General features: G+C 70.6%; 17 protein-coding genes and 1 pseudogene. 5 read left to right on the forward strand and 13 right to left on the reverse strand.

Annotated elements, in window-relative coordinates; all coding sequences use genetic code 11:
- Positions 1 to 259: 259 nt before the first annotated feature.
- Positions 260 to 2923 carry an ATP-binding protein gene (locus tag AOK01_RS11135; RefSeq protein WP_055510802.1) on the reverse strand — a complete coding sequence of 888 codons (2664 nt, stop codon included), beginning with the start codon at positions 2921 to 2923 and terminating at the stop codon, positions 260 to 262.
- Between the two features lie 330 nt (positions 2924 to 3253).
- On the opposite strand from AOK01_RS11135, the gene AOK01_RS11140 reads away from it, so the two are divergent.
- Positions 3254 to 4210 (forward strand): DUF2510 domain-containing protein, encoded by a 957-nt coding sequence (locus AOK01_RS11140; protein WP_055510803.1) that lies wholly within the window; start codon positions 3254 to 3256, stop codon positions 4208 to 4210.
- Between the two features lie 176 nt (positions 4211 to 4386).
- Here the strand turns inward: AOK01_RS11140 and AOK01_RS11145 are convergent, their stop codons facing one another.
- The gene (locus AOK01_RS11145) at positions 4387 to 5034 is read right to left on the reverse strand and encodes a TetR/AcrR family transcriptional regulator (protein ID WP_055510804.1); all 648 of its coding nucleotides are present in this window, start codon (positions 5032 to 5034) and stop codon (positions 4387 to 4389) included.
- 212 nt (positions 5035 to 5246) lie between these two features.
- On the opposite strand from AOK01_RS11145, the gene AOK01_RS11150 reads away from it, so the two are divergent.
- Together AOK01_RS11150 and AOK01_RS11155 are read left to right on the forward strand one after the other, a co-directional pair.
- On the forward strand, positions 5247 to 6113 hold the full coding sequence (locus AOK01_RS11150) for a phosphatase PAP2 family protein (RefSeq protein WP_079103330.1): 867 nt from the start codon (positions 5247 to 5249) through the stop codon (positions 6111 to 6113).
- Complete coding sequence (locus AOK01_RS11155; RefSeq protein WP_055510805.1) at positions 6110 to 7138, forward strand: DMT family transporter; 1029 nt, start codon at positions 6110 to 6112, stop codon at positions 7136 to 7138. Before AOK01_RS11150 ends, AOK01_RS11155 begins: the two co-directional genes overlap by 4 nt.
- 81 nt (positions 7139 to 7219) lie before the next feature.
- Here AOK01_RS11155 and AOK01_RS11160 read toward each other — a convergent pair whose 3' ends face one another.
- From AOK01_RS11160 to AOK01_RS11195, 8 genes are all read right to left on the reverse strand, one after another.
- A complete protein-coding gene (locus AOK01_RS11160; RefSeq protein ID WP_055510806.1) occupies positions 7220 to 8047 on the reverse strand; it encodes an LURP-one-related family protein in 828 nt (275 codons plus the stop codon).
- An 86-nt stretch (positions 8048 to 8133) separates the two neighbouring features.
- The gene (locus AOK01_RS11165) at positions 8134 to 10194 is read right to left on the reverse strand and encodes a phosphocholine-specific phospholipase C (protein ID WP_055510807.1); all 2061 of its coding nucleotides are present in this window, start codon (positions 10192 to 10194) and stop codon (positions 8134 to 8136) included.
- Positions 10195 to 10428: 234 nt separating this feature from the next.
- A complete protein-coding gene (locus AOK01_RS11170) occupies positions 10429 to 10764 on the reverse strand; it encodes a hypothetical protein (protein WP_055510823.1) in 336 nt (111 codons plus the stop codon).
- Positions 10765 to 10869: 105 nt separating this feature from the next.
- Positions 10870 to 13464 (reverse strand): FtsX-like permease family protein, encoded by a 2595-nt coding sequence (locus AOK01_RS11175; protein ID WP_055510808.1) that lies wholly within the window; start codon positions 13462 to 13464, stop codon positions 10870 to 10872.
- On the reverse strand, positions 13461 to 14222 hold the full coding sequence (locus tag AOK01_RS11180) for an ABC transporter ATP-binding protein (protein WP_055510809.1): 762 nt from the start codon (positions 14220 to 14222) through the stop codon (positions 13461 to 13463). Before AOK01_RS11180 ends, AOK01_RS11175 begins: the two co-directional genes overlap by 4 nt.
- Positions 14223 to 14278: 56 nt before the next feature.
- Positions 14279 to 14704: a hypothetical protein gene (locus tag AOK01_RS11185; RefSeq protein WP_055510810.1), complete on the reverse strand. Its 426-nt coding sequence runs from the start codon at positions 14702 to 14704 to the stop codon at positions 14279 to 14281.
- A 204-nt stretch (positions 14705 to 14908) separates the two neighbouring features.
- Positions 14909 to 15583 carry a response regulator gene (locus AOK01_RS11190; RefSeq protein WP_055510811.1) on the reverse strand — a complete coding sequence of 225 codons (675 nt, stop codon included), beginning with the start codon at positions 15581 to 15583 and terminating at the stop codon, positions 14909 to 14911.
- On the reverse strand, positions 15580 to 16797 hold the full coding sequence (locus AOK01_RS11195) for a sensor histidine kinase (RefSeq protein WP_055510812.1): 1218 nt from the start codon (positions 16795 to 16797) through the stop codon (positions 15580 to 15582). The genes AOK01_RS11190 and AOK01_RS11195 overlap by 4 nt, the downstream gene beginning before the upstream one ends.
- Positions 16798 to 16960: 163 nt before the next feature.
- Between AOK01_RS11195 and AOK01_RS42570 the strand changes: the two genes are divergently transcribed.
- Complete coding sequence (locus tag AOK01_RS42570; RefSeq protein WP_055510813.1) at positions 16961 to 17140, forward strand: hypothetical protein; 180 nt, start codon at positions 16961 to 16963, stop codon at positions 17138 to 17140.
- Between the two features lie 259 nt (positions 17141 to 17399).
- Here the strand turns inward: AOK01_RS42570 and AOK01_RS11205 are convergent, their stop codons facing one another.
- From AOK01_RS11205 to AOK01_RS40965, 3 genes and pseudogenes are all read right to left on the reverse strand, one after another.
- Positions 17400 to 18062, reverse strand: coding sequence for a response regulator (locus AOK01_RS11205; protein ID WP_055510814.1), 663 nt, complete (start codon positions 18060 to 18062; stop codon positions 17400 to 17402).
- Between the two features lie 99 nt (positions 18063 to 18161).
- Positions 18162 to 18350 carry an ATP-binding protein gene (locus tag AOK01_RS46505; protein ID WP_055510815.1) on the reverse strand — a complete coding sequence of 63 codons (189 nt, stop codon included), beginning with the start codon at positions 18348 to 18350 and terminating at the stop codon, positions 18162 to 18164.
- Positions 18351 to 18354: 4 nt separating this feature from the next.
- Positions 18355 to 18588 (reverse strand): annotated as a pseudogene (locus AOK01_RS40965) (ISAzo13 family transposase); the annotation flags it as partial.
- 113 nt (positions 18589 to 18701) lie between these two features.
- Here AOK01_RS40965 and AOK01_RS11215 point away from each other — a divergent pair.
- Positions 18702 to 20852, forward strand: a complete 2151-nt coding sequence (locus tag AOK01_RS11215; protein WP_055510816.1) for an MMPL family transporter — start codon at positions 18702 to 18704, stop codon at positions 20850 to 20852.
- The last annotated feature ends 253 nt before the right edge of the window (positions 20853 to 21105 follow it).

Consider the following 21105-nt stretch of genomic DNA (forward strand, 5'->3'; position numbering starts at 1 on the left):
TGAGGCACTCCCCGCAGCCGCGACACGACCGGGCGGGGGCGTGCCGGTATGTCACAGCCCGCCGCCTAGGGCCCTTCTGATGGATCTCCGTGGGGAAGGAGCGGCGTCCGGTGCGTGCTCTCGGCGTGCCGGGCACAGGCCCGCGTACTGGACGTACTTGGGTCTGTGCCCGGTGCGGCGAGTGGGGGTCCCCCCTGCTCGAAGAGCTTGGGGGAGCGTGCCGGGCGTCGCGACGCCGCGGAGATCCATCAGAAGGGCCCTAACGGGGCGCCAAGGCCTTGCGGGCCCTGGTTGCCAAGGTGTCTGCGCCGCAGGCGATGGCCAGGGTCAGGCCGCGGTTGATCTCCGTGGTGGAGCGGGAGGCGATGCCGTAGTCGACTCGGGCCGCCGCGTGTTCGTAGGCGCAGGGCGACGCTTCCAGGTATGTGACCGCCTGGGCGTGGAGTGCGACCGAGCGCCGGCCGGTCTCCAGGGCGGCGGCGCAGCGCAGCGCCTCCCCGATGGCCGTGTCGGTGCCGAAGCGCTCGGCCTGGATACGGGCGTCGGCGGCCACCTCCATGGCGCGTCGCGGGTCCGTGGCCGCGAGGGCACGGGCGAGGTCGCCCGCCCAGGGCGCCATCACGGTGTTGTGGCCGCCGCGGGACTCGGACATCTTCTCGGCGCTCTCCAGCTCGTGCACGCCGTCCTCGACGCGGCCGGCCGCGATGAGCAGGCGGCCCCGTATCGAGTGGGTGTCCGGCAGCACGATCGTCGACGGGTGGGGCGGCTCGAACGCGTACCGCTCGGCGATCTCCTCGGCCTCGCCGACATGGCCGCGGGCGAGCAGGGTGTCGATGAGCATGCACGCCGCGGACCAGTGCATCGGCAGTCCGTGGCCCACCCGGTCGGCGAGCCGCAGTGCCTCGCGCAGGGCCGCCTCCGCTTCTCTGAGGCGGCCCCGTCTGCGGAGCACGTACCCGCCGAAGGCGTGCGCGAGGGCCAGATGGCCACCGCTCCAGCCGGCGGACTCGTAGCTGCTGCGGGCCTCCGCGAAGAGGCTCTCCGCACGGTCGAGGCGGTCGGCGTAGGTGTACGAGATGCCGAGCATCATGAGGAGCTCGAAGCTCCACTCGGTGTCGGTCCAGCCGAGGCCCGGCGCGAGCCGGCCGTTGACGAGCGCGCGGTCGCAGAGCTCGACGACCTCCTCGGCGTTCTCCCCGCGGGTCATGGCGTCGAAGGCGCGCAGGATGAGCAGGGCGCGCTCGGAGTTGTCGCGCCCGGTGAGCGGCTGCACGAGCCGGGCCAGCCGGCGGGAGCGGCCGGGCGCGTCCTCCTCGCCCGCGTGGATGCCCTCCCACATGTAGTGCACGGCCTGCAGCCGCATCCGCTCGGGCCCTGCGTCGAGCCGGTCCGCCTCCGCGTCGACCGTGGCGACGGCCGCCTCCAGCTGGTCGTTGTGGACGAGCGCCGAGGACAGCCGGCAGACCGCGTCGACCCGCAGCTCCTCCGCCAGGCCGTGCACCGTGAGCGCCTGCCGCAGGTACCCGATGGTGGTCGCGGGCGAGGTGAGCAGCGTGGCGCAGCCCAGTTCGTAGAGCACGCGCGCGTGGACCTCCGGGAGCGGCGGTTCCAGCAGGGCGCGCTCCAGGCATCGGCGGGCCGCGTCCGGTGCGCCGACGGCGAGGTGCTCGCGGGCGGCCTCCCGCATCTGTTCGACGAGTTCGGGGTCGTCGTCCGGATGGACCTCCAGCAGATGGCGGGAGGCCGCGGCGGCGCCGAGCCCCGACGCGGTGACGACCGAGGCGGCCACGCCGTGCATCGCGGTGCGCAGCGCGTCCGGGATCGAGCGGTAGACGGCGGTGGCGATGAGCGGGTGGACGAACTCCAGCTCACCGTCGTCCGGTTGGCCGGGCGTCCGGTCGGTGCCGGTGAGGATGCGGGCCGCGCTCAGCCGCGCCACACAGCGCTCCGCCTCGTCCCGCTGTATTCCGGCCAGTTCGGCCGCCAGACGTACGGAGATCTGCGTACCGAGGATGGCGGCCGCCCAGGCGAACTTGGTGGCGTCGACGCCGAGGCCCTCCAGCCGGTCGACCAGTCCGCGGCCACGCGCCGCGCGGTTCAGGGCGCGCAGTTCGCCGGCCGAGCTCTCGACGGGTTCGAGTGCGCTGTCCTGGACCTTGGCGAGGAGTTCCACGGTGTCGTAGGGGTTGCCGCCGGTGACCGCCCAGACCTCGCGGCAGAACGGGGTGTCGGCGTGTTCGCCGAGCGTGGCGCGGGTGAGTCCTGCCGTGGCCTCCGGGCTCAGCGCGCGCAGACCGGGCATCGGGCGGGCCAGCGCGTCGAGCGTGTCGAGGTGGCGGGCGCTCTCGCCGGTGGCGTCCCCGGGGCGGCGGGCGACCACGACGAGGACGGGAGAATCGTCGAGGCGCTCGGCGAAGGCCGCCAGCCAGTGCAGGGTCTCCTGGTCGGCCCAGTGGGCGTCGCCGATGATCAGCACCAGCGGCCACTCGCGCCGGGCGAGCCTGCGCACGGCGGCGACCAGTCCGTCGCACACGCCCTGCGGGTCGGCCTGGCGCGCGCCCGGCTCGGCGATCCCGAGTGCGGGTCCCGCGATGTCGTACCAGTCGCCGAAGTACTCGCGGGCCTCGTCGGGCATCAGCGCCACGAGCGCGGGCTGCAGCAACTGCCGGACGACGTTGAACGGTACGGACGTGATGGTCTCGCCGCCACGGGCCGACCACACCGTGCAGCGGCCCTCCGCGACGGCGCGGACCCGGGCGAGCAACGCGGTCTTGCCGAGGCCCGCCTCGCCGGTGAACACCAGCAGGCGGCCCGCGGCGGAGCCGGCGCTCAGGGCGTCGACCGCCTCCGCGACCGCGGCGAGTTCCGTGTCGCGCTCCCAGAGCGGTGCCGAGGCGGCCGCACCCGGCCGTACCTCCGTCATCCCGCTACCTCCCCAGGTCACCCGAACGGCGTACAGACCTTGAGCGTAGCCCTCCACAAGGCGCGATGGAGCCTGGTCGGGACACCTGTTGCCGCCACGGGTGACGGCGGAGGACCGGAGGCGACGGACCGAGCCGTCGACCAGCACGGGTGAAAGTTTTCGACCGTCAACAAGCATGATGTGAAAGAAACTTTCGGCCCCCTCGCGAGGGATCACCGCGGGGCGTCGTCAGGACGCGAAAGCGCGGAACAGCAGGTGCGTCCGCCGCTCGCGTGACTTGAAACGGGGTCCTCTCATACTGCTTTCACCCACACCTCATACGGTGGACCCATGACGCAGGCGACTCCCCCCGGCTGGTATCCCGATCCCGGGCAGACAAGTGACGGTCCCGCCACGCAGCGCTGGTGGGACGGCAGGACATGGACGGACCAGACCCGCCCCGCGGAGTCGGCCGCCGCATGGGACCCCCCGGCGTACGCGCCGGGCGCACCGTATCCGGGCGCGAGCCCGGGCGGGCCCCGGCGCGGAGTGCGTACGGCGATAGCCGTCGCCGCCGCCGTCGCGGTGCTCGCGGGCATCGGCGGCGGTGTGTACGCGCTGACCGACGACGACGGTTCGAGCAGCGCGGAACAGAGCAACGCCCAGCCGACGCCGACACAGTCGGGCGGCCCGCAGGGGCAGGACGGTGGCGGCCAGGGCGGTCCCGGCGGCCAGGACGGCGGCGAGAGCGCGATCCCGCAACCGCAGCAGGAGAAGGGCTTCGCCGCCGACCCCGTCAACGGCATCAGCCTGCCCGTGCCCGACGACTGGAGCGGCGAGACCATCCAGGTGGGCGCCCAGGTGACGTCCAAGGACTCCTACAAGTGCCCCGGCGACGCCTCGGCGACCTGCACCCGGGGCGGCGCCTACTCCGTTCCCGCGCTCGCCCTGGAGCTGAAGGCCACCACCGTCGAGGCCGCCGCCAAGGAGGACATCTCCAAGAACGCCGAGGAATCCTACGGCGGCAAGAGCTACGGCAAGATCACCTCGCACGACGAGCTCTCCTCCAAGGCCGTCACCGTGGCCGGGCAGAAGGGCTACGCGGTCCGCTGGAAGGTCGTCACGAGCAAGGGCGCCGACGGCTACGTCGAGTCGCTGGTCTTTCCCGCGCCGGCCAACGCCAAACAGCTCGTCGTCGTGCGCTTCGGTGTCGACGTCGGGTCCGGGTCGCCCGGGCAGTCCGTGATCGACGACATCACGAAGGGGATCAAGAAGTCCGCAGGCGGCGGCAACGGCCAGGACGTGTAGGACGTACGTCCAGGACGTACTGCAGTCCCGACATCAGTTCCGGCACCGGTCCCGACACCGGTCCCGGCACCGGTCGGCCGGACGGGGCACCTCTCCGCTCAAGAGGAGCCCCGTCCGGCCGCGGGGTGCGCGCCGCCCCCGTCCCCACGGTGCGGCGCGAGCAGGTCACCGTCCAGTCATCCCGTGGACGGCGCCTGGGTACAGGGGGCCTCCGACAGCCCGAGCGCGGGCAGCAGGGCCACTTCGACGAAGCGCAGGAGATAGTCCGTGTCGGCCGGCCGCCCCTCCAGGAGGGGACGGACGCGCAGCACGCCGAGCAGTTGCGCCGGCAGGAACTCCAGCACCGGAAGGTCGGCCGCGATCTCTCCCCGCTCGACCGCGCGCCCGATCATCGCCCCGAGCGCGTCGAGTTCGGGCTTCACCAGGGCCTCGCGCAGCGCGCGTTTCAGTTCGTCGTCCTGTGTCATGGACGGCCCGAGCGCCTGCAGCAGCCGGGTGTCCTCGTCGGACCGCTCGCCCGCCGTGCGCGCGACCGCGCGCAGGTCGCCCGCGAGTGAGCCGGTGTCGATGCCGATGAACTTGGGGCAGTGGTTGGCGCGCAGCGCCGCCGCCACGAACTGCGGCTTCGTCTTCCACTGCCGGTAGAGCGTGGACTTGCTGCACCGGGTGGTGGCGGCGACGCCCTCCATGGTCAGCGCGTCGTAGCCGCACGAGCGGACCTGGTCGAGCACGGCGTCGAAGAACTCCTGCTCACGCTCGGGCGTGATCTTGGAGCGGCGAGAGGCGGCGACCGTCTCCGGTTCCTCCGCTGCCTGCGACGTCATGGCGCTCCCCTCGCTCGTCCCGGCGGTTTCCCTGTGTGGTTCCCGGCACACTGGGCACCCTATCGATACGCCAGTGTACCGGAACGGCTTCGTATCGGTACACTGGCGTATCGATGAGCCTTGGACAGGACCCACCCCTCTGTCGAGTGGATCCACTCCTGGGCTCACCACGCATCAGCACACGTGAGACCGTCAAGCAAAGGGGCCGGGGGATGGAACGCCCAACCGAGCCTGCACCAAAGGGTTCCGCCGCGATACCGCGGCCACCTCTCGTCCGTGAGGTCCTGCTCGTCGCGGGTCTCTTCCTCGTCTACAAGCTCGGCCGGCAGCTGGCCACCGGCCACACCGCCGAGGCCTTCGGCAACGCGCACCGCGTGTGGGACCTGGAACGGTTCCTGCACCTGCCGGGCGAAGGCTCCGTACAGTCCGTGACGCTGCACGGCGACACCCTCGTACATGTCGTCAACACCTATTACGCGACCGTCCACTTCCCCGCCACGGCGGCCTTCCTGATCTGGCTCTACCTGCGCCGTCCCGGGCACTACGTGTGGGCCCGCCGGGTCCTCGCCGCGGTGACCGCGGCGGCCCTGGTGGTGCATCTCACCTTCCCGCTCGCCCCGCCGCGCATGCTCGCCGCGACGGGCCTCGTGGACACCGGGCAGGTGTACGGACCCACGGTGTACGGCGCCTCGCCCAAGACGGACTCGCTCTCGAACCAGTTCGCGGCGATGCCGTCGCTGCACTTCGGCTGGGCCCTGATGGTCGCCATCGGCCTCATCGTCGCGACCCGCTCCCGGTGGCGCCTGCTCTGGCTGCTGCATCCGCTGCTGACCCTGCTGGTGATCGTCGGTACGGCGAACCACTACTGGCTCGACTCGATCGTGGCGGCGGCCGTCCTCGGTGTCGTCCTCGCCGTCGTCCGCCCGCCCCACCTGCCGGCGGCGACCGGCGGGTCCGGCCAGGAACGCGAGGACGTCGGCGGCTCCGTACCCGCGACGCCGGGCGGACGGGCCGCACCCGACGTGCCGGAAGCACCCGACCTCGTCGGAGCGCCGCGGCTCGTGGGAGCCCGGCGATGAGCGCGACCCTCGTCGCCGTCGTCCTGTCGCTGTTCTCCGCCGTCGCATACGCGGCCGCGGCCGTGGCGCAGGAACGGCTGGCCTCCAGGACCGCGGACTCCGGGGTGCTGCGCCTGCTGGGCCGCGGCGCCTGGTGGTGGTCGGTCGGTCTCAACGCGGGGGCGGCGCTCCTGCACGTGGCCGCCCTCAAGTACGGGACCCTCACCCTCGTCCAGCCGCTCGGCGCGCTCACCCTGGTCGCCGCGGTGCCGCTGGGCGCGCGGCTGGCGGGACGGCGGGTCACCGCGGTCGAGTGGCGCGGTACGGCACTGACGCTGGCCGGGCTCGCCGCCCTGCTCGTCACGGCGTCCGGGCCCGCGCCCGACGACGTGCTGAGCGTTTCGCAGGCGCTGACCGTTACGGGCACCACCGCGGTACTCATCGGCGTACTGGCCCGCCCCGGCACACGCCCGGGGCTGCGGCACGCGTCCGCCTCCGGGGTCGCCTCCGGTGTCGCCTCCGCGCTCACCCAGACCGTCACGGTCGCCGCGACGGACCGCTCGGGTCCGCTGCTCAGCGGGCAGGTGATCGTGGTGGCCGTGCTGGTCGCGGCCTTCGCCGCGGCGGGGCTGCTGCTGTCGCAGACCGCGTACAAGGGCGGACTCGGCGCGCCGCTCGCGGTGGTGACGCTGGCCAATCCGGTCGCCGCCGTGGTGATCGGGCTCTCGCTGCTCGGCGAGCGGCTGCAGGGCGGGGCGGTGGGGCTGCTGCTGGCCGGGGCCGGAGCGGCGGTCGCGGGCTGGGGCGTGGTGACGCTGTCGCGTTCCTCACCCGGGCCCCTGTCCCTGCCCGCACCGGAGCCGGTGGCCGCACCCGCCGCCGCACCCCTACGGGGCTCTCCGGCGGATTCGCCGGGCGAGGAGGCGCATCCGGTGGCCGCGGTGCTCGCGCTGGAACGCGGATCGGCCGCGTACGAGCGTGCGTTGCTGCCGCGGTTGCCGCGGCAGCCGAAGCAGCCGAAGCCGGGGCATCTCACCCCGCTGTAGGACCACCGCGGACGGACATGCGGGGAGGGCGGTCGCGGATGTCCGCGACCGCCCTCCTTCTACCGCAGGTGAACCGACGGGTCAGCCCAGGCCGCGCTTGTCCTGCTTGAGCGCCGTGTCGACGGTGAGCGCCGTCGCCACCACGAGGCTCAGCAGGGGCTCGGGAAGCTGGAAGTGGATCTGCAGGACGTAGTTGTCCGCGGTGGTGAACATCGTCTTCGCGAGGCCTTCCCAGGTCTTGGTGATCCGGGCGACCTCGTTGTCGGCGTGGTCGACGATCGCGAAGTTCCAGGCACGCCAGTTCTCCGCCTTGACCGCGCCGACCTGCTGTCCGTCGACCTTGATCGCGAAGTTGATCTTCCCGAACATGTTCTGCTGGGCGATCTCACCGACCGGCGTACCGTCCGCACGCGCCACGAGCACCCGGGACTTCAGGAACTTCCGGGGCCTGGTCAGCAGCAGCTGCGGCTGACCGTGCGCGTCACGGATCTCCAGCTTGTGCGTCATGAACTGGTCGAGGCTGGCGAAGAAGCGCAGCGCCTTCTTCAGGGTGCTCTGTCCGACCTGGACGACCGAGCCGAGCGGGTTGCCCTGCTGGTCCATGACCTTGTACTCGTTGGTCAGCTCGATCAGCTTGGCCTTCTGGTTCACCACCAGGACCGGCTCGGTGAACAGGGTGCCGCCACCGGCCGTGTTGGGCGCCACACCGGCCCGCTGCTGCACCTGCTGCTGGACGCGCGGATCGAAACCCGCCGCCTGCTGCGGTACCTGCTGCTGAACAGGCTGGGCCTGCTGCTGGTCCTGGTTGGTGTGCTCGGTCCACTGGGCGCCGTCCCAGTAGCGCAGGGTCTGGGGCGCGCCCTGCGGATCCGGATACCAGCCTGCAGGTGTGTTCGAATGCGTGGTCACCGGGGCACACTACCCCGGGCCCGCAGGTACATGACCAGTCCGGTCGATGTGGGACTCATCGCATCTTCCGTGCCGTGTCGCATCCCCTACGCCGTCGCGATCGCGGGGTCGCTGACACCCACCCGGCCGTTCTCGACGTGCCCGGCGAAGCGGCGCAGGAACGAACCGTCCGCGTCGGACGTGACGGTGAGGTCGTACCAGCGCCTGCTCGCGCGCAGGTCCACGGTGTGCCGCACGGTCGCGCCGGGCCGCACCTTGAACGACCTGGGCCTGCCGCCGTAGCCGCTGGTGAGCCTGAGGCCGACCGTGCGGGTGCCCTTGTTGGTGAAGGCCAGCTCGACGTCGTCCCCGTCGTGGCGGGCGGTGACCTCGGGTCCGGCGGCCTTACCGGGGCCCTTGAAGACGCGGACGAATCCGTTGGGCCCGTGCACGGTCAGGTCGTACGAGCCGTCCGAGCCGTTCGAGTTCGCGGAGTTCCAGGTGTCCGAGACGCTCTTGCCCGCCTCGGTGGTGTAGGTCCAGGGACCGTCGGTGCGGTTCCCGGAGGTCACGTGGAAGGAGGCGCCGGCCTTCTTGCCCGAGGCGAAGGTCAGCGTGAACTTCCCGGCCTTCGCGTCCGCCGAGCCGTCGACCAGCGGCGCGTACCGGAGCGGGCGGGCGGGCCGTAGACCGCGCTCCTGCCTGGGCAGCCGGGGGTTCGCGGGCGGGGTCGGCTTGTAGTCCGGGTGCCGGTCGTTGTCCTGGGGCTCGTACGCGTCGGTGTCCGGCAGGCCGGCCGGCCTGCTGTCCTTGCGGGAGAAGTCGAACGCCGAGGTCAGGTCGCCGCAGATGGCCCGGCGCCAGGGCGAGATGTTCGGCTCCTCGACGCCGAAGCGGCGCTCCAGGAACCGGACGATCGAGGTGTGGTCGAGGGTCTCCGAGCAGACATAACCGCCCTTGCTCCACGGCGACACGACGAGCATCGGCACCCGCGGGCCCAGACCGTACGGTCCTGCGACATGGGTCGGGCTGCCCGCGAAGAGGTCCGGGCCGACGTCGACGGTGGACTTGCCCTGCTCGGCGGAGCGCGGCGGCAACGGCGGCACGAGGTGGTCGAAGAAGCCGTCGTTCTCGTCGTACGTGATGAACAGGGCCGTCTTCGCCCACACCTTCGGGTCGGCGGTGAGCGCCTCCAGGACCTGGGAGATGTACCAGGCGCCGTAGTTCGAAGGCCAGTTGGAGTGCTCGGAGAACGCCTCGGGGGCGGTGATCCAGGAGACCTGCGGCAGCCTGCCGCCCAGGACGTCGGCCCGCAGCCCGTCGAAGTAGCCCTCGCCCTTGCGGGCGTCCGTGCCGGTGCGGGCCTTGTCGTAGAGCGGGTCGCCCGCCTTGGCGTTCCGGTACTTGTTGAAGTAGAGCAGCGAGTTGTCGCCGTAGTTGCCGCGGTACGCGTCCTGGATCCAGCCCCAGGAGCCGGCCGCGTCCAGGCCGTCGCCGATGTCCTGGTAGATCTTCCAGGAGATCCCGGCCTTCTCCAGGCGCTCGGGGTACGTCGTCCAGTCGTAGCCGGCCTCATCGTTGCCGAGGACGGGGCCGCCGCCCTTGCCGTCGTTGCCGGTGAACCCCGTCCACATGTAGTAGCGGTTCGGGTCCGTGGAACCGATGAACGAGCAGTGGTACGCGTCGCAGACCGTGAAGGTGTCGGCGAGCGCGTAGTGGAAGGGGATGTCCTCGCGCGTCAGGTACGCCATGGTCGTGGCGCCCTTCGCGGGGACCCACTTGTCGTACTTGCCGCCGTTGTAGGCGGCGTGCCCGTCGGGCCAGCTGTGCGGCAGGCCCTCCAGGAACTGCATGCCGAGGTCGTCGGCCTCCGGGCGGAAGGGCAGAAGGTCCTTGGTGCCGTCCGACTGGTGCCAGACGGACTTGCCGTTGTCGAGCGCGACCGGATGCGGGTCGCCGAAACCGCGGACACCCCGCAGCGCACCGAAGTAGTGGTCGAAGGACCGGTTCTCCTGCATGAGGACGACGACGTGCTCGACGTCCTCGATGGTGCCGCGGTGGTGGCCCGCGGGGATCGCGGCGGCCTTGGCGATGCTTTCCGACAGCGCGGTGAACGCCGCGGTACCGCCCGCGAGTTGCAGAAAACGGCGCCGATTCACTTCGGTCATGACTGGGTGACCTCTCGTCCTGACGGGTACGGGGCGGCTGACGGACTGACCTGCGCATGCCCGAAGGTGCGCGCAAGGAGTGTTCCAAGAGCAACAAACGTCAGGGAAGGGCCGCGTGGCGCCTGTGTGAAACACGGCGGTACGTGAGGTGCCGGGCCCCCCTTCTCGTCTCGCGCCGAAGGGAAGCCCGGAACATCCCCTGGGCTTCCCTGGCGTGCCGGATCACTTCGAGGATCACTCCGCGTGGGCCACGGCCGCCTTCTGCAACTCCACCGCCGCGAGCAGGCTGAGCCGCGGCTCGGCGCCACGCAACGCCTTGACCGCCGCGACCGAGGCGATGTCCCCGGCGAAACCGGCAGCATCCAGCCGCGAGCGCACCCAGCGGGCGCGCAGTTCGGTGTCGGTCGCGGTGGCGGCGGCCCGAGCGAGTGCGACAGCCCGTTCCAGACCCGGCCGCTCCTCGGGCGATGCCTCGTCCAGGGCCGCCTGAAGAGCCGTACCGACGACGTCCGCGTCCCGGATCAGCAGGACGAAGCTGTGTTCCGCACTCGGCTTTCCGATACCTCTCATGGAGATCATGATTTACCTCGACTCGCTGTCGGCACAAGCGGCTTCACAAGCGGCTTGTGGAATACGGCAAACTCGGTCCGGCGGCAGTAGGCCCCTTTTCCGGTTTCATTGGCCGCTGCTCAGCGCGGACATCGGGGAGGTCCGGGCGGCGCGGCGGGCGGGCAGCAGGCCGGCGACCGCGGTGAGTACGGCCAGTCCCGCGACCAGAGCCAGGAGTTGTCCGGCCGGCAGTCGCAGAGGCGCTGTGGTGAGGACGACGCGCATGAGCAGCCAGGCACAGGGCACACCGAGAGCCAGGCCGAGAACGCCGCCGAGGACCCCGTACAGGCCGGCCTCCAGCGTGACGATCCGGCGCAGTGCGCCGCCGCGCATGCCCAGCGCGCGCAGCAGTCCGAACTCACCGGTGCGTTCGATCGCGGTCAGGCTGGTGGTGACGGTGACACCGACGACCGCGATGAGGACGGTCAGGGCCACGAGACCGAGCGAAGTGGTACGCATGATCTCAAGTTCGCTCTGGTTGGACTCCCGGGTCGTCGCGAGAACGTTCACGCTGACGTCGTCGGGCTTGGAGACGTGTTCACGGACCGTGGTCTCCAGTGCCCGCTGCCCTTCACCGCGGGCGGTGAGACCCCCGGCCGAGGCGTCGGCGAGGATGCCGTTCGCTGTGCGGGAAGCGCCCATCCGGTCGAGGTCGGCGGGGGCGACGAGTACGTTCGACAGGAGCGGGCCCTCGCCGGGCAGTGTGGCGGCCACGGTCAACCGGATCCCGCCGCGGCGGGACGGGAGGGTGAAGGAGTCGCCCGCCTGCACTCCGAGGAGGTCGGCGAGGCCCGAGGCGACGACGGCGTTGCCCGGGCCCAGGTCGTCGAGGGAGCCCGTGGCGGTGTCGATGTGTGCGCTGGTGGGCAGGGCGGTGAGATCGACGTCCGTCACCTGGATCTCCTGACGACCGGCCTTGGGCCCGATGGTCGTCGTGAGGCTGCGGTAGGTGGTGACGTGGGTGAGATGAGGTGACGCGGCGAACCGCCGGATCACCGAGGCGTCCAGGCCCTGTTCGCCGGCCGCGACCTCGAAGTCGGCCGGGGCGGTGAGGGCGGCGCCGCGCTGCATGTAGCCGTCCAGGCAGGCGAGGGAGACCAGGGCTCCGGACACCAGGGCCACGCCGAGCGCGACGACGACCGAGACGGACGCGGCACGCCGTGGTGTGCCTCCGACACCGCTGACGGCCAGCCTGCCGGTGGGGCCGAACAGGCGCAGCGGCCAGCTGAGCACGGCCAGCACGGGGCGGACCAGGAGGGGGCCCAGGGCGATGAGTGCCAGGAAGGCGAAGCCCGCCACGGCGACGGTGACCACCATGGCGAAGCCGCGGTCGTAGTCGTTCTGGCCCGATTTCGGCAGATCGCCGAGCAGTTGCCAGGTGAGGGCCGTGGCCGCGGCGGTGAGAAGAAGTCCGACGGCCAGCCGGACGGGGCTGATACGGCGTTCGCCCGTCACGGTGCCGGCGGCGCGCAGCGCCTGCAGTGGTGACACCCTGGCCGCCGACAGGGCGGGGCTGAGGACCGCGCAGACCGTCACCAGCACGGTTCCCAGGACCACCAGCACGGCTTGCAGGAGGGGGAAGCCCGGTGCGGACAGTTCCTGTCCCGCGAGCAGGCGGGCGCCCCACGGCACGCATTGGCCGACGCCCAGCGCCATCACCACCCCGAGCCCACCCGCGACCGCACCCACCAGGGAGCCCTCGACCGCGAGCGCGGCCACCAGCCGGCCCTGCGGGGCGCCGATGGAGCGCAGGAGTGCCAGCTGTCGCAGGCGCTGGGCGAAGACGATACGGAACGTCGAGGTGGTGACCAGGGCCGCGGCCCCCACCGCCACGGCCAGGAAGAGGGAGATGAGTCGGAAGACCTCACGGAGGTCCCCGCTCACGGCTTCTTCTGCTTCCTGGGCCCGTACCGCGCTGCCGGACGTGACCGTTCCGCCGGAGGGCGCCTTGCCGAGGACGGCATGCACGCGTCGGGACAGCTCGCCCTCCGTGACACCGCTCTCGGCGCGGATGTCCACCCGCGTGAAGTCCGGCACCTTCGCCGTGCGAGCGAGGTACGTGTCCTTGAGGTATCCGCCGGCCTCCTGTTCGGAGGTCGCGGTGCTCCGCACCACACCGGTCACCCTGACGGCGACCTTGAGGGTCGCGACCCCCTCCTCGTCCTTGGGGTCGGGGACCAGCAGGGAAACCCGGGTCCCCGGGGCGAGTTGCAGTTGCTCGGCTGCCTGCCGGTTGACCGCTATCTCGCCGGGGCCGTCGGGGTAGTCCCCTTTGACCAGGGTGGCCTGGGCCAGCGGTCCGGTTCCGGGGTCCGCGTGGAGCTGCAGATAACGCTCGAACGGACCGGCGATCGGTGCGCCCGCGTCGGAGCGGCCGGCCGCCTCGGCCACACCGGGCACCGCCCGTATCCGCTTGAGCGTGGCGTTGCTGATGCCGGTCGACGACTCGTCGCCTGCGGTCGCGACCAGGCTGACGGCCTCGGGTGTGCCGCGGAAGCGGTCGAGGGTGGTTTCCATGGTGATCTGCTGTGCCATGACCGTGGCGAACACCACGAAGGCGGACACGAAGACCGAAAGACCGGTGGTCATCAGTCGGCCGGGTCGCCGGAGCAGTTCGGCCAGTTGCGATCCGAGCAGGCTCGCACGCCAGGAGATCTTCATCGGTTGCTTCTCCTGACCTGCATGGCGCGGGTGATGTCGGTGCCGGACGTCGCGAGGTCCTCGACGACACGTCCGTCGGCCAGGATGAGTACGCGGTCGGCGTAGGCGGCGGCACCCGGGTCATGGGTGACCATGATCACGGTCTGGCCGAGGTCCTGCACGGAGCGCCGCAGGAAATCGAGTACCTCCGTGCCCGACTGCGAGTCCAGGTTGCCGGTGGGTTCGTCGGCGAAGACCACTGCGGGCCGCGCCACCAGGGCGCGGGCCAGCGCCACTCGTTGCTGCTGGCCGCCGGAGAGTTCGCTGGGCCGGTGGGACAGCCGGTTGCCGATGCCGAGCAGGCCGACGATGTGCTGCAGCAGGTCGTGGTCGGTCCGGCGGCCGGCCATGGTGACCGGCAGTGCGATGTTCTCCAGAGCCGTCAGTTGCGGCAGCAGGTTGAACGACTGGAAGACGAAGCCGACCTTGTCCCGCCGCACCCGGGTCAGCTCCCGGTCGGACAGCCCGGTCAGTTCTGTGCCGCCCAGGGTGATCCGGCCCGAGGTGGCCGTGTCGAGGCCGGCCAGGCAGTGCATCAGCGTCGACTTGCCCGAACCCGACGGTCCGGCGATGGCGGTGAAGCGTGCGGGGGCGAACCCGACGCTCACGCCGTCCAGCGCCTTGATCTCCGTCCGCCCCTGCTGGTAGGTCTTGACCAGATTCTCCGCCGCGACAATGTGCTCGCCACCGTCGATACCGGCGCCATCAATAACAGACATTCCCGGTTCCCGCGCCATAGACATGAGATCGACTCTTCTTTCCGTGGCGTTTCGTATCAGGAGGCTATCGGCGGGAACTTGAGCTCGATGCCGGAGTCCGAGCAGTGCTCATTGGCCTTGTCCGCCAGCTCGGCCACTTCCTTGTTACTGGGGGGCGTGCCCTTCCCCTTCGCGTTCTCGGCCGCCCAGTATTCGTACGTCGAGATCCGCATGCCGAGATACCCGTCCTTCATCTCCGACCTGCGCGTCTCGGCCGTGCTCTTGGCCCACTTGTCGACGGCCGCCTTGTCGCTGGGGAGTTCCTGCGCCTCGTCGACGGTCTTCTGCGCCATCGCGCAGTCGGCCTTGGACGCCTGGCTCGGCTCGTTCCGCTCTTTCCACCAGAGCCCTGCGGCGACCACTGCCGCCACGACGACGATTGCTGCCGCGATGGCGCCGAACCGTACCGCGTTGTTCTTTCGGACCGATGTGGAAACAGCCATGATGTCCTCCGAGGAATTGTGTCTGCGTCATGTGTCGAGCGCTTGTCGACCAACAGATGCAATTCTCGAAGAAAGGGCGTCGCGGCACATCGGTTCAGAATCCGATCCTCGCGCCGCACGACTGCGACCGGGAGGGGAGGCGGGACTGCGACCGTGGTCGCAGTCCCGCCCGCGCCGGGTGGTGGCGGACTCGCCGGCAGGCGGTCAGCCGGAGGCTCGGGCGATTCCCGAGTCGTAGGCGAAGATCACGGCCTGCACCCGGTCGCGGAGGTCCAGCTTGGTCAGGATGTTCCCGAAATGGGTCTTCACGGTCGCCTCCGCTATGAAGAGGCTGGCGGCGATCTCGTTGTTGGACAGGCCCTCCGCTATCAGTTCGAGGACGTCCCGTTCGCGCTTCGTCAGCATGTCCAGCTGCTCGGCATGGCGGGACGAAGGCGCCAGCTTGCCCGCGAACCGGTCCAGGAGCTTGCGGGTGACGCGCGGGGCCACGACGGATTCACCGGCGGCCAGGACGCGGATCGCCGCCACGACTTCCTCGGAGGGAGTGTTCTTCAGCAGGAAGCCACTCGCTCCGGCCTGCAGCGCGGCGAAGGCGTCCTCGTCGGTGTCGAACGTGGTGAGCACCAACACCTTGGGCACGTCGGGGAGTTGACTGAGCCGCTGGGTCGCTTCGACCCCGTCCATGACGGGCATGCGGATGTCCATGATGACGACGTCCGCCTTGGTGACGGCCAGCAACTGCAGGGCGTCGGCGCCGTTTTCGGCCTCGCCCACGACGGTGATGTCGCTCTGCGCGCCCAGCACCATCGCGAACCCCGCCCGGATCAACGGCTGGTCGTCCACCACGACCACCCGGATCGGCCCGTTCACCTGACTCATCCCGTCGCCCTCACCGGAAGCTCCGCGTCGACCTGCCAGCCGGCGCCCAGACGGGGTCCCGCGGTGAAACTGCCACCGGACACCTCCACGCGCTCTCGCATGCCGACCAGACCGTTCCCACCACCACCGCCCCCGCCGGATGCGGGCTCGTGGCCCGCCAGTTTGCCCGCTCCGTCGTCGATCACACGAATCAGCACGACGTCCCTGTCGAATCGCAGCGTGATCGTCACCTGTGCTCCGGGTCCCGCGTGCCGCAGCACGTTGGTCAGGCTCTCCTGCACGAGCCGGAACACCGTCAGTTCGTCGGCGGTCGGCAGCCGGCTTCGAGCGCCCTCGACCGTCAAGGTCACCTTGAGTCCCGCGGCGCGGGCCCGCTCCGCCACCGTTTCGAGGTCGTCCAGTGAGACCGTGCGGCGGCCGACGGCCTCGTCGGGCCTTTCCTGCCCGCCGGAGCGGTCGGCGCGCAGCACCTTCACGATCCGGTGCATGTCATCGAGCGCGTCACGGCCGGTGGCCGCGATGGTCTGCAGCGCGGAGGCGGCCTTGCCGACATCCGTCTTGAGGGCGTATCCCGCGCCGTCGGCCTGCAGAATCATCACCGCCAGCGTGTGGGCCACCACGTCGTGCAGTTCCCTGGCGATCTCGGCACGCTCCTCGGCGGCCGCGAGCCGCACCAGGTGTTCGCGCTCCCGTTCCGCCGTGGCGGCCCTGGCCTCCATGCTGGCCACGTACAGGCGGCGCGTGCGCAGCACCATCGCGGTCAGCCAGACGGCCGAGCTCATACCGCCGAAGGTGATGAATGCCAGAAAGTCCCCGCCCTGATCGACAGCGCCGGGCGGGGTGAAGCCACCGAACCCGACGAACACTCCCGCCAGAACGGCCGCACCCGCTGTGTAGGTGTGCCACATCGGCTCGGCATGGGTGACCACCGACACCATCGCGACCAGCACGGCCACGTCGTACCCGGCCGGTGCCCCGGTGAGTTGCGGCTCCGTGTACGTGGCCAGCAGGTACTGGATCAGCGCGAGTCCGGAGACCAGACCCATCACCGTCATCGGCCGACGCCGGCGGAACACCAGCGTCAGCGCCATCGTCCAGCCGATGACCCCGTCGTACTCCTGGGTGTAGTAGGTGGTCATGTACGCCACCACCGCCGCGATGGCCAGATCGTACGCCGTGTGTATCCACGGCAGGTCAAGTAGGCGGCGCAACATGGCCGTCAGGCTACGCCACCGACACGTCGCGGTCGGCCACTTGGTGCCGTACCCGGCAGCAGGCGACCGACCTGGGAACTTCCGTTCGCGCAAGTCCTGTTGCCGGGGTGCGGACGACGTCGTCATGGTGTTGGGGACACGACGACGATGACGGGACCCGCTCATGCCGCGCATGACTGTGTGGGACAGCGCTGCGACCGCGATCAGCACCACCAGGGTGCTGGGCTCCCGCCACGAGGCGTACGAGGTCCTCGCCGCGCTGCGGGTGCTGCGGGCGCATCTGAACTTCGCCGAGAGCGCGGGCGTCCCGCTGCGTGCGACGACCCGGTACCGCAGCCCATGAAGGTCTGTGCGGGGTGGGACACATGCACACGGAGCGGATCGGCACGGAGCGGTGCGGTGCGGTGCGGCTGGGAACTAGGGCCCTTCTGATGNNCCGGGCACAGGCCCGCGTACTGGACGTACTTGGGTCTGTGCCCGGTGCGGCGAGTGGGGGTCCCCCCTGCTCGAAGAGCTTGGGGGAGTGCCGGGCGTCGCGACGCCGCGGAGATCCATCAGAAGGGCCCTAGGTCGCGCCCCCGACGGACGCGCGAGACGAAGCGCTAAATCGGCCGGGTGAGTCTCAGGTCGTAGGCGAGGATGACGGCCTGGATCCGGTCCCGTGCGCCGCTCTTGGCGAGGACCCGCCCGACGTGGGTCTTCACCGTCGACTCCGCCAGCGTGAACCGTTGCGCGATCTCGCCGTTGGTGAGGCCGTGGCCGATGGCGACGAGGATCTCGCGCTCGCGGCCGGTCAGGGAGTCCAGCCGGGGATCCTCCCGCACGGGCCCGCAGAGGTCACCGTAGAGCCGGTCGGCGAACGCGTCGAGCAGCCGCCGAGTCAGCGTCGGCGCGATCACCGCGCCCCCGGCGGCGACGGCCCGGATGCCGGCGAGCAGCTCCTCCGGGCGGGTGTCCTTGAGCAGGAAACCGCTCGCCCCGGCACGCAGCACGGCGAGCGCGTACCGGTCCACGTCGAACGTCGTCAGCACCAGGATCCGCGAACGCCCACCGGCGGCGACGATGCGCCGGGTGGCCTCGATCCCGTCGAAGCCCGGCATGCGGATGTCCATCAGCACCACGTCGGGATGCAGCTCGGTGGTGCGCCGAACGGCCTCGGCACCGTTTCCCGCCTCGCCGACGATCGCGGTGTCGGGGGTGCTCTCCAGCAGCATGCGAAACCCGAAGCGCTGCAGCGGCTGGGCCACCACAAGCACAGAGATCATGAATGGCTGCCTTTCAGGGTCGCGTGGACGGTCCAGCCGCCGTCCGGTGCAGGGCCGGTGCTGACCGTGCCGCCGTAGAGCGCGGCGATGTCTGACTTCTTACCGAGCGGACCTGAGACGACTGTTAGAACGGCGCTCAGGTCGGTTGGCCGCCGGCGCGGGTTCGTCGTCGGGCGGACCGCTGTCGTGCACGACGATGTGGACCCGGCAGGAGTCGGCCGCCAAGCTCAGGTCGACGGTGGTGCGCGGGCCGGCGTGCTTGAGGACGTTGGTCAGGGCCTCCTGCACGATGCGTCACGGTGAGGGCGCCGGTGGAGGCGGTGTGACCGAGTGCGGTGAGACCGGGGTTGCGTCCCAGAGGGTCGCGCCGATCCGGCTCTTGCCTCAGGCCGGTCGCCTCGGCGAGCAAGGCGTTCGTCATGGACCAGCGTTTCTTGCGGAGGAAGACGACGAGTTGGTCGGCGGTGGAGAGTCACCTGCCGCCTGCACCGGGGCCACCGTCGGGACGCTTTCCGGGAAGGAGGATCACCATCTGCAACGGACGCCGGTTACTTCACAGGCTCTAACGGTCGTCTCAGGTTCGCTCGTTAGGAAGTAGGCATCAGACAAGCGATGTAACTCGTATGTGGGAGGCTAGTGATGGCAGTCAACGCAGCGCCGTCCGGGGAAACGCCGGCCGGTCGGTTGGCAGGCCGGTGGGTGCCATGGTTGGTTATTGGCTTGTGGCTTGTGCTGGCGGTGGGCATGGTGCCGCTGAGCGGAAAGTTGAGCTCGGTCACCACCGACAGCGCCGTGGACACCTTGCCGGCCAGTGCCGAGTCCACCAAGGTGGCGGCGCTGGACGACAAGCTCCCCGGTGGTGAGGAGAACACGTTCGTCTTCGTGTACCACCGCGCCGGCGGCATGACCGACGCCGACCGCGCGACGGTGGAGCGCCACTACGACACCCTTACCAAGAAGTACCCGCCGAAGGGGACAGCGGCGGCCGGCGAGGACGACGAGGGCTCACCGATGAGCCGCTCCGCCGACCGCGAGGCGATGGTGTTCACCCTCGATGTGGACATGTCCTACGGCCCACCGGAGGACCTCGTCGGCCCGGTACGTGACGCCGCGAAGGACCGCCCCTCCGGCCTGGCACTCGACGTGACCGGACCGGGCGCGATCGACGGCGACATGGAGGCCGTCTTCGACGGCATCGACACGCAGGTCCTCCTCACCACCATGATCGTCGTCACGCTCCTGCTCATCATCACCTACCGCAGCCCGGTGTTGTGGATCATCCCGCTGCTGGCTGTCGGCGCGGCCGCACTGACCTCGATGGGCACCGTCTACCTGCTCGTCAAGGGCTTCAACATCGTGGTCAACGACCAGAACTCGGCGCTGCTGACGATCCTGGTGTTCGGCGTCGGCACGGACTACGCGCTATTGCTCATCGCTCGATATCGAGAGGCACTGCACCACCATGAGAACGTCCGGGTCGCGATGGTCCACGCGCTGCGCGGCGCGGCGCCGGCCATCATCGCGTCCGCGGCCACCGTGGTCGCCGGCCTGCTCTGCCTGCTCGTCGCGGACCTGAACAGCACCAGCGGGCTGGGCCCGATCGGTGCGGCCGGCATCCTGTGCGCGCTGGTGGCCATGCTGACGCTGTTCCCGGCGGTGCTCGTGGTGCTCGGCAGGCGGGTCTTCTGGCCGGCCGTCCCGCGGTTCAGCACGGCCGTGCAGGAGAAGCCGGGGCTGTGGGGACGGCTCGGCACCTCCATCAACCGCCGCCGGTGGATGGCGACGCTCGGCTCGCTCGGAGTCCTCGGCGTGCTCGCCCTCGGGATGGCGGGCAACACCGGCGCCCTGCGGGAGCAGGACCAATTCCTCAACACGCCGGAGTCGGTCAAGGGCTTCACCGTTCTCCGCGAGCACTTCCCGGAGCTCGGCGGCCAGCCGATGACGATCTTCACGCGGCCGGAGCACCAGGAGCGGGTGCTCGACGTCGTCAAGGACACTCGCGGTGTGGCCGAGGCCGTCCCGGAGCAGACCAGCGGTGGCTGGGCCAACATCTCCGTGACCCCGAAGGACGCGCCGGACACCACCGCGGAGTACGACACGATCAAGCGGGTACGCACCGCCGTGCACGCGGTGAGCGGGGCTGAGGCGATCGTCGGCGGGCCGAGTGCGGAGAACCTCGACACCGAGGTGACCACCGTGCGCGACGAGAAGCTGGTGATCCCGCTGGTGCTCATCGTCGTCCTGATCATCCTCGGGCTGCTGCTGCGCGCGATCCTGGCCCCGCTGGTCCTGATGACCACCGTGGTCATCTCATTCGCCGCGGCCTTCGGTGGCAGCGTGTTCTTCTTCGACACGGTTCTCGGGTTCAAGGGCCTCGACTCTTCGGTGCCGCTGCTGGCATTCCTGTTCCTGGTGGCGCTCGGCGTCGACTACAACATCTTCCTGGCCAGCCGGGCCCGGGAGGAGACCCTGCGTCTCGGCACCAGAGAGGGCATGCTCAAAGCCCTCTCGGCCACCGGTGGCGTCATCACCTCGGCAGGCCTGGTCCTGGCGGCCACGTTCGGGGTCCTCGCCACACTTCCGCTGGTGATGCTGGTCGAGGTCGGATTCCTGGTCGCCTTCGGCGTGCTCCTCGACGCCCTGCTGGTGCGGTCGGTCCTGGTGCCCGCCCTCACCTTGCTGATCGGCCGGCGGATGTGGTGGCCGAGCCGGCTGTCCCGTCCGGCGGCGGAGCTGCCGAACGGTCCACGGCCGCTCGCCGACGATCAGGAGCCCGTGCTGCAACGCTGAGCGCGGCGGTACGGACGAGATCCGGGACGGGCCCCAGGCCCGTCCCGGATCTTTTCATGGGCCCGACGGTCGCCGCCCTTTGGTCCTGCGCCACGCGCCGGGGCTGGGGTCGGCGCACCGCGGTGTCCTGCCCCGCCGGTGAGCCGTGCGGGGCCATGCTGTCGGCGTACGAGCTGAAGTGGCTCTGGCAGGATTTGCTCGTTGGCGCAGGAGCGGGACGCCGGGACGGCCTCCCATGATGCGTATGTGGAGC

Origin of the sequence: Streptomyces aurantiacus (assembly GCF_001418335.1) — a bacterium.
GTDB lineage: Bacteria > Actinomycetota > Actinomycetes > Streptomycetales > Streptomycetaceae > Streptomyces > Streptomyces aurantiacus.

Bases quoted from the DNA above. Each gene is read 5' to 3' on its own strand.
- AOK01_RS42570 (WP_055510813.1), top strand. From the start codon at position 16,961: ATGCCGCGCATGACTGTGTGGGACAGCGCTGCGACCGCGATCAGCACC.
- AOK01_RS11215 (WP_055510816.1), top strand. From the start codon at position 18,702: ATGGCAGTCAACGCAGCGCCGTCCGGGGAAACGCCGGCCGGTCGGTTG.
- AOK01_RS11145 (WP_055510804.1), bottom strand. From the start codon at position 5,034: ATGACGTCGCAGGCAGCGGAGGAACCGGAGACGGTCGCCGCCTCTCGC.
- AOK01_RS11180 (WP_055510809.1), bottom strand. From the start codon at position 14,222: ATGTCTGTTATTGATGGCGCCGGTATCGACGGTGGCGAGCACATTGTC.
- AOK01_RS11205 (WP_055510814.1), bottom strand. From the start codon at position 18,062: ATGATCTCTGTGCTTGTGGTGGCCCAGCCGCTGCAGCGCTTCGGGTTT.
- AOK01_RS11140 (WP_055510803.1), top strand. From the start codon at position 3,254: ATGACGCAGGCGACTCCCCCCGGCTGGTATCCCGATCCCGGGCAGACA.
- AOK01_RS11175 (WP_055510808.1), bottom strand. From the start codon at position 13,464: ATGAAGATCTCCTGGCGTGCGAGCCTGCTCGGATCGCAACTGGCCGAA.
- AOK01_RS11185 (WP_055510810.1), bottom strand. From the start codon at position 14,704: ATGGCTGTTTCCACATCGGTCCGAAAGAACAACGCGGTACGGTTCGGC.
- AOK01_RS11155 (WP_055510805.1), top strand. From the start codon at position 6,110: ATGAGCGCGACCCTCGTCGCCGTCGTCCTGTCGCTGTTCTCCGCCGTC.
- AOK01_RS11170 (WP_055510823.1), bottom strand. From the start codon at position 10,764: ATGAGAGGTATCGGAAAGCCGAGTGCGGAACACAGCTTCGTCCTGCTG.
- AOK01_RS11190 (WP_055510811.1), bottom strand. From the start codon at position 15,583: ATGAGTCAGGTGAACGGGCCGATCCGGGTGGTCGTGGTGGACGACCAG.
- AOK01_RS11135 (WP_055510802.1), bottom strand. From the start codon at position 2,923: ATGACGGAGGTACGGCCGGGTGCGGCCGCCTCGGCACCGCTCTGGGAG.
- AOK01_RS11150 (WP_079103330.1), top strand. From the start codon at position 5,247: ATGGAACGCCCAACCGAGCCTGCACCAAAGGGTTCCGCCGCGATACCG.
- AOK01_RS11165 (WP_055510807.1), bottom strand. From the start codon at position 10,194: ATGACCGAAGTGAATCGGCGCCGTTTTCTGCAACTCGCGGGCGGTACC.
- AOK01_RS11195 (WP_055510812.1), bottom strand. From the start codon at position 16,797: ATGTTGCGCCGCCTACTTGACCTGCCGTGGATACACACGGCGTACGAT.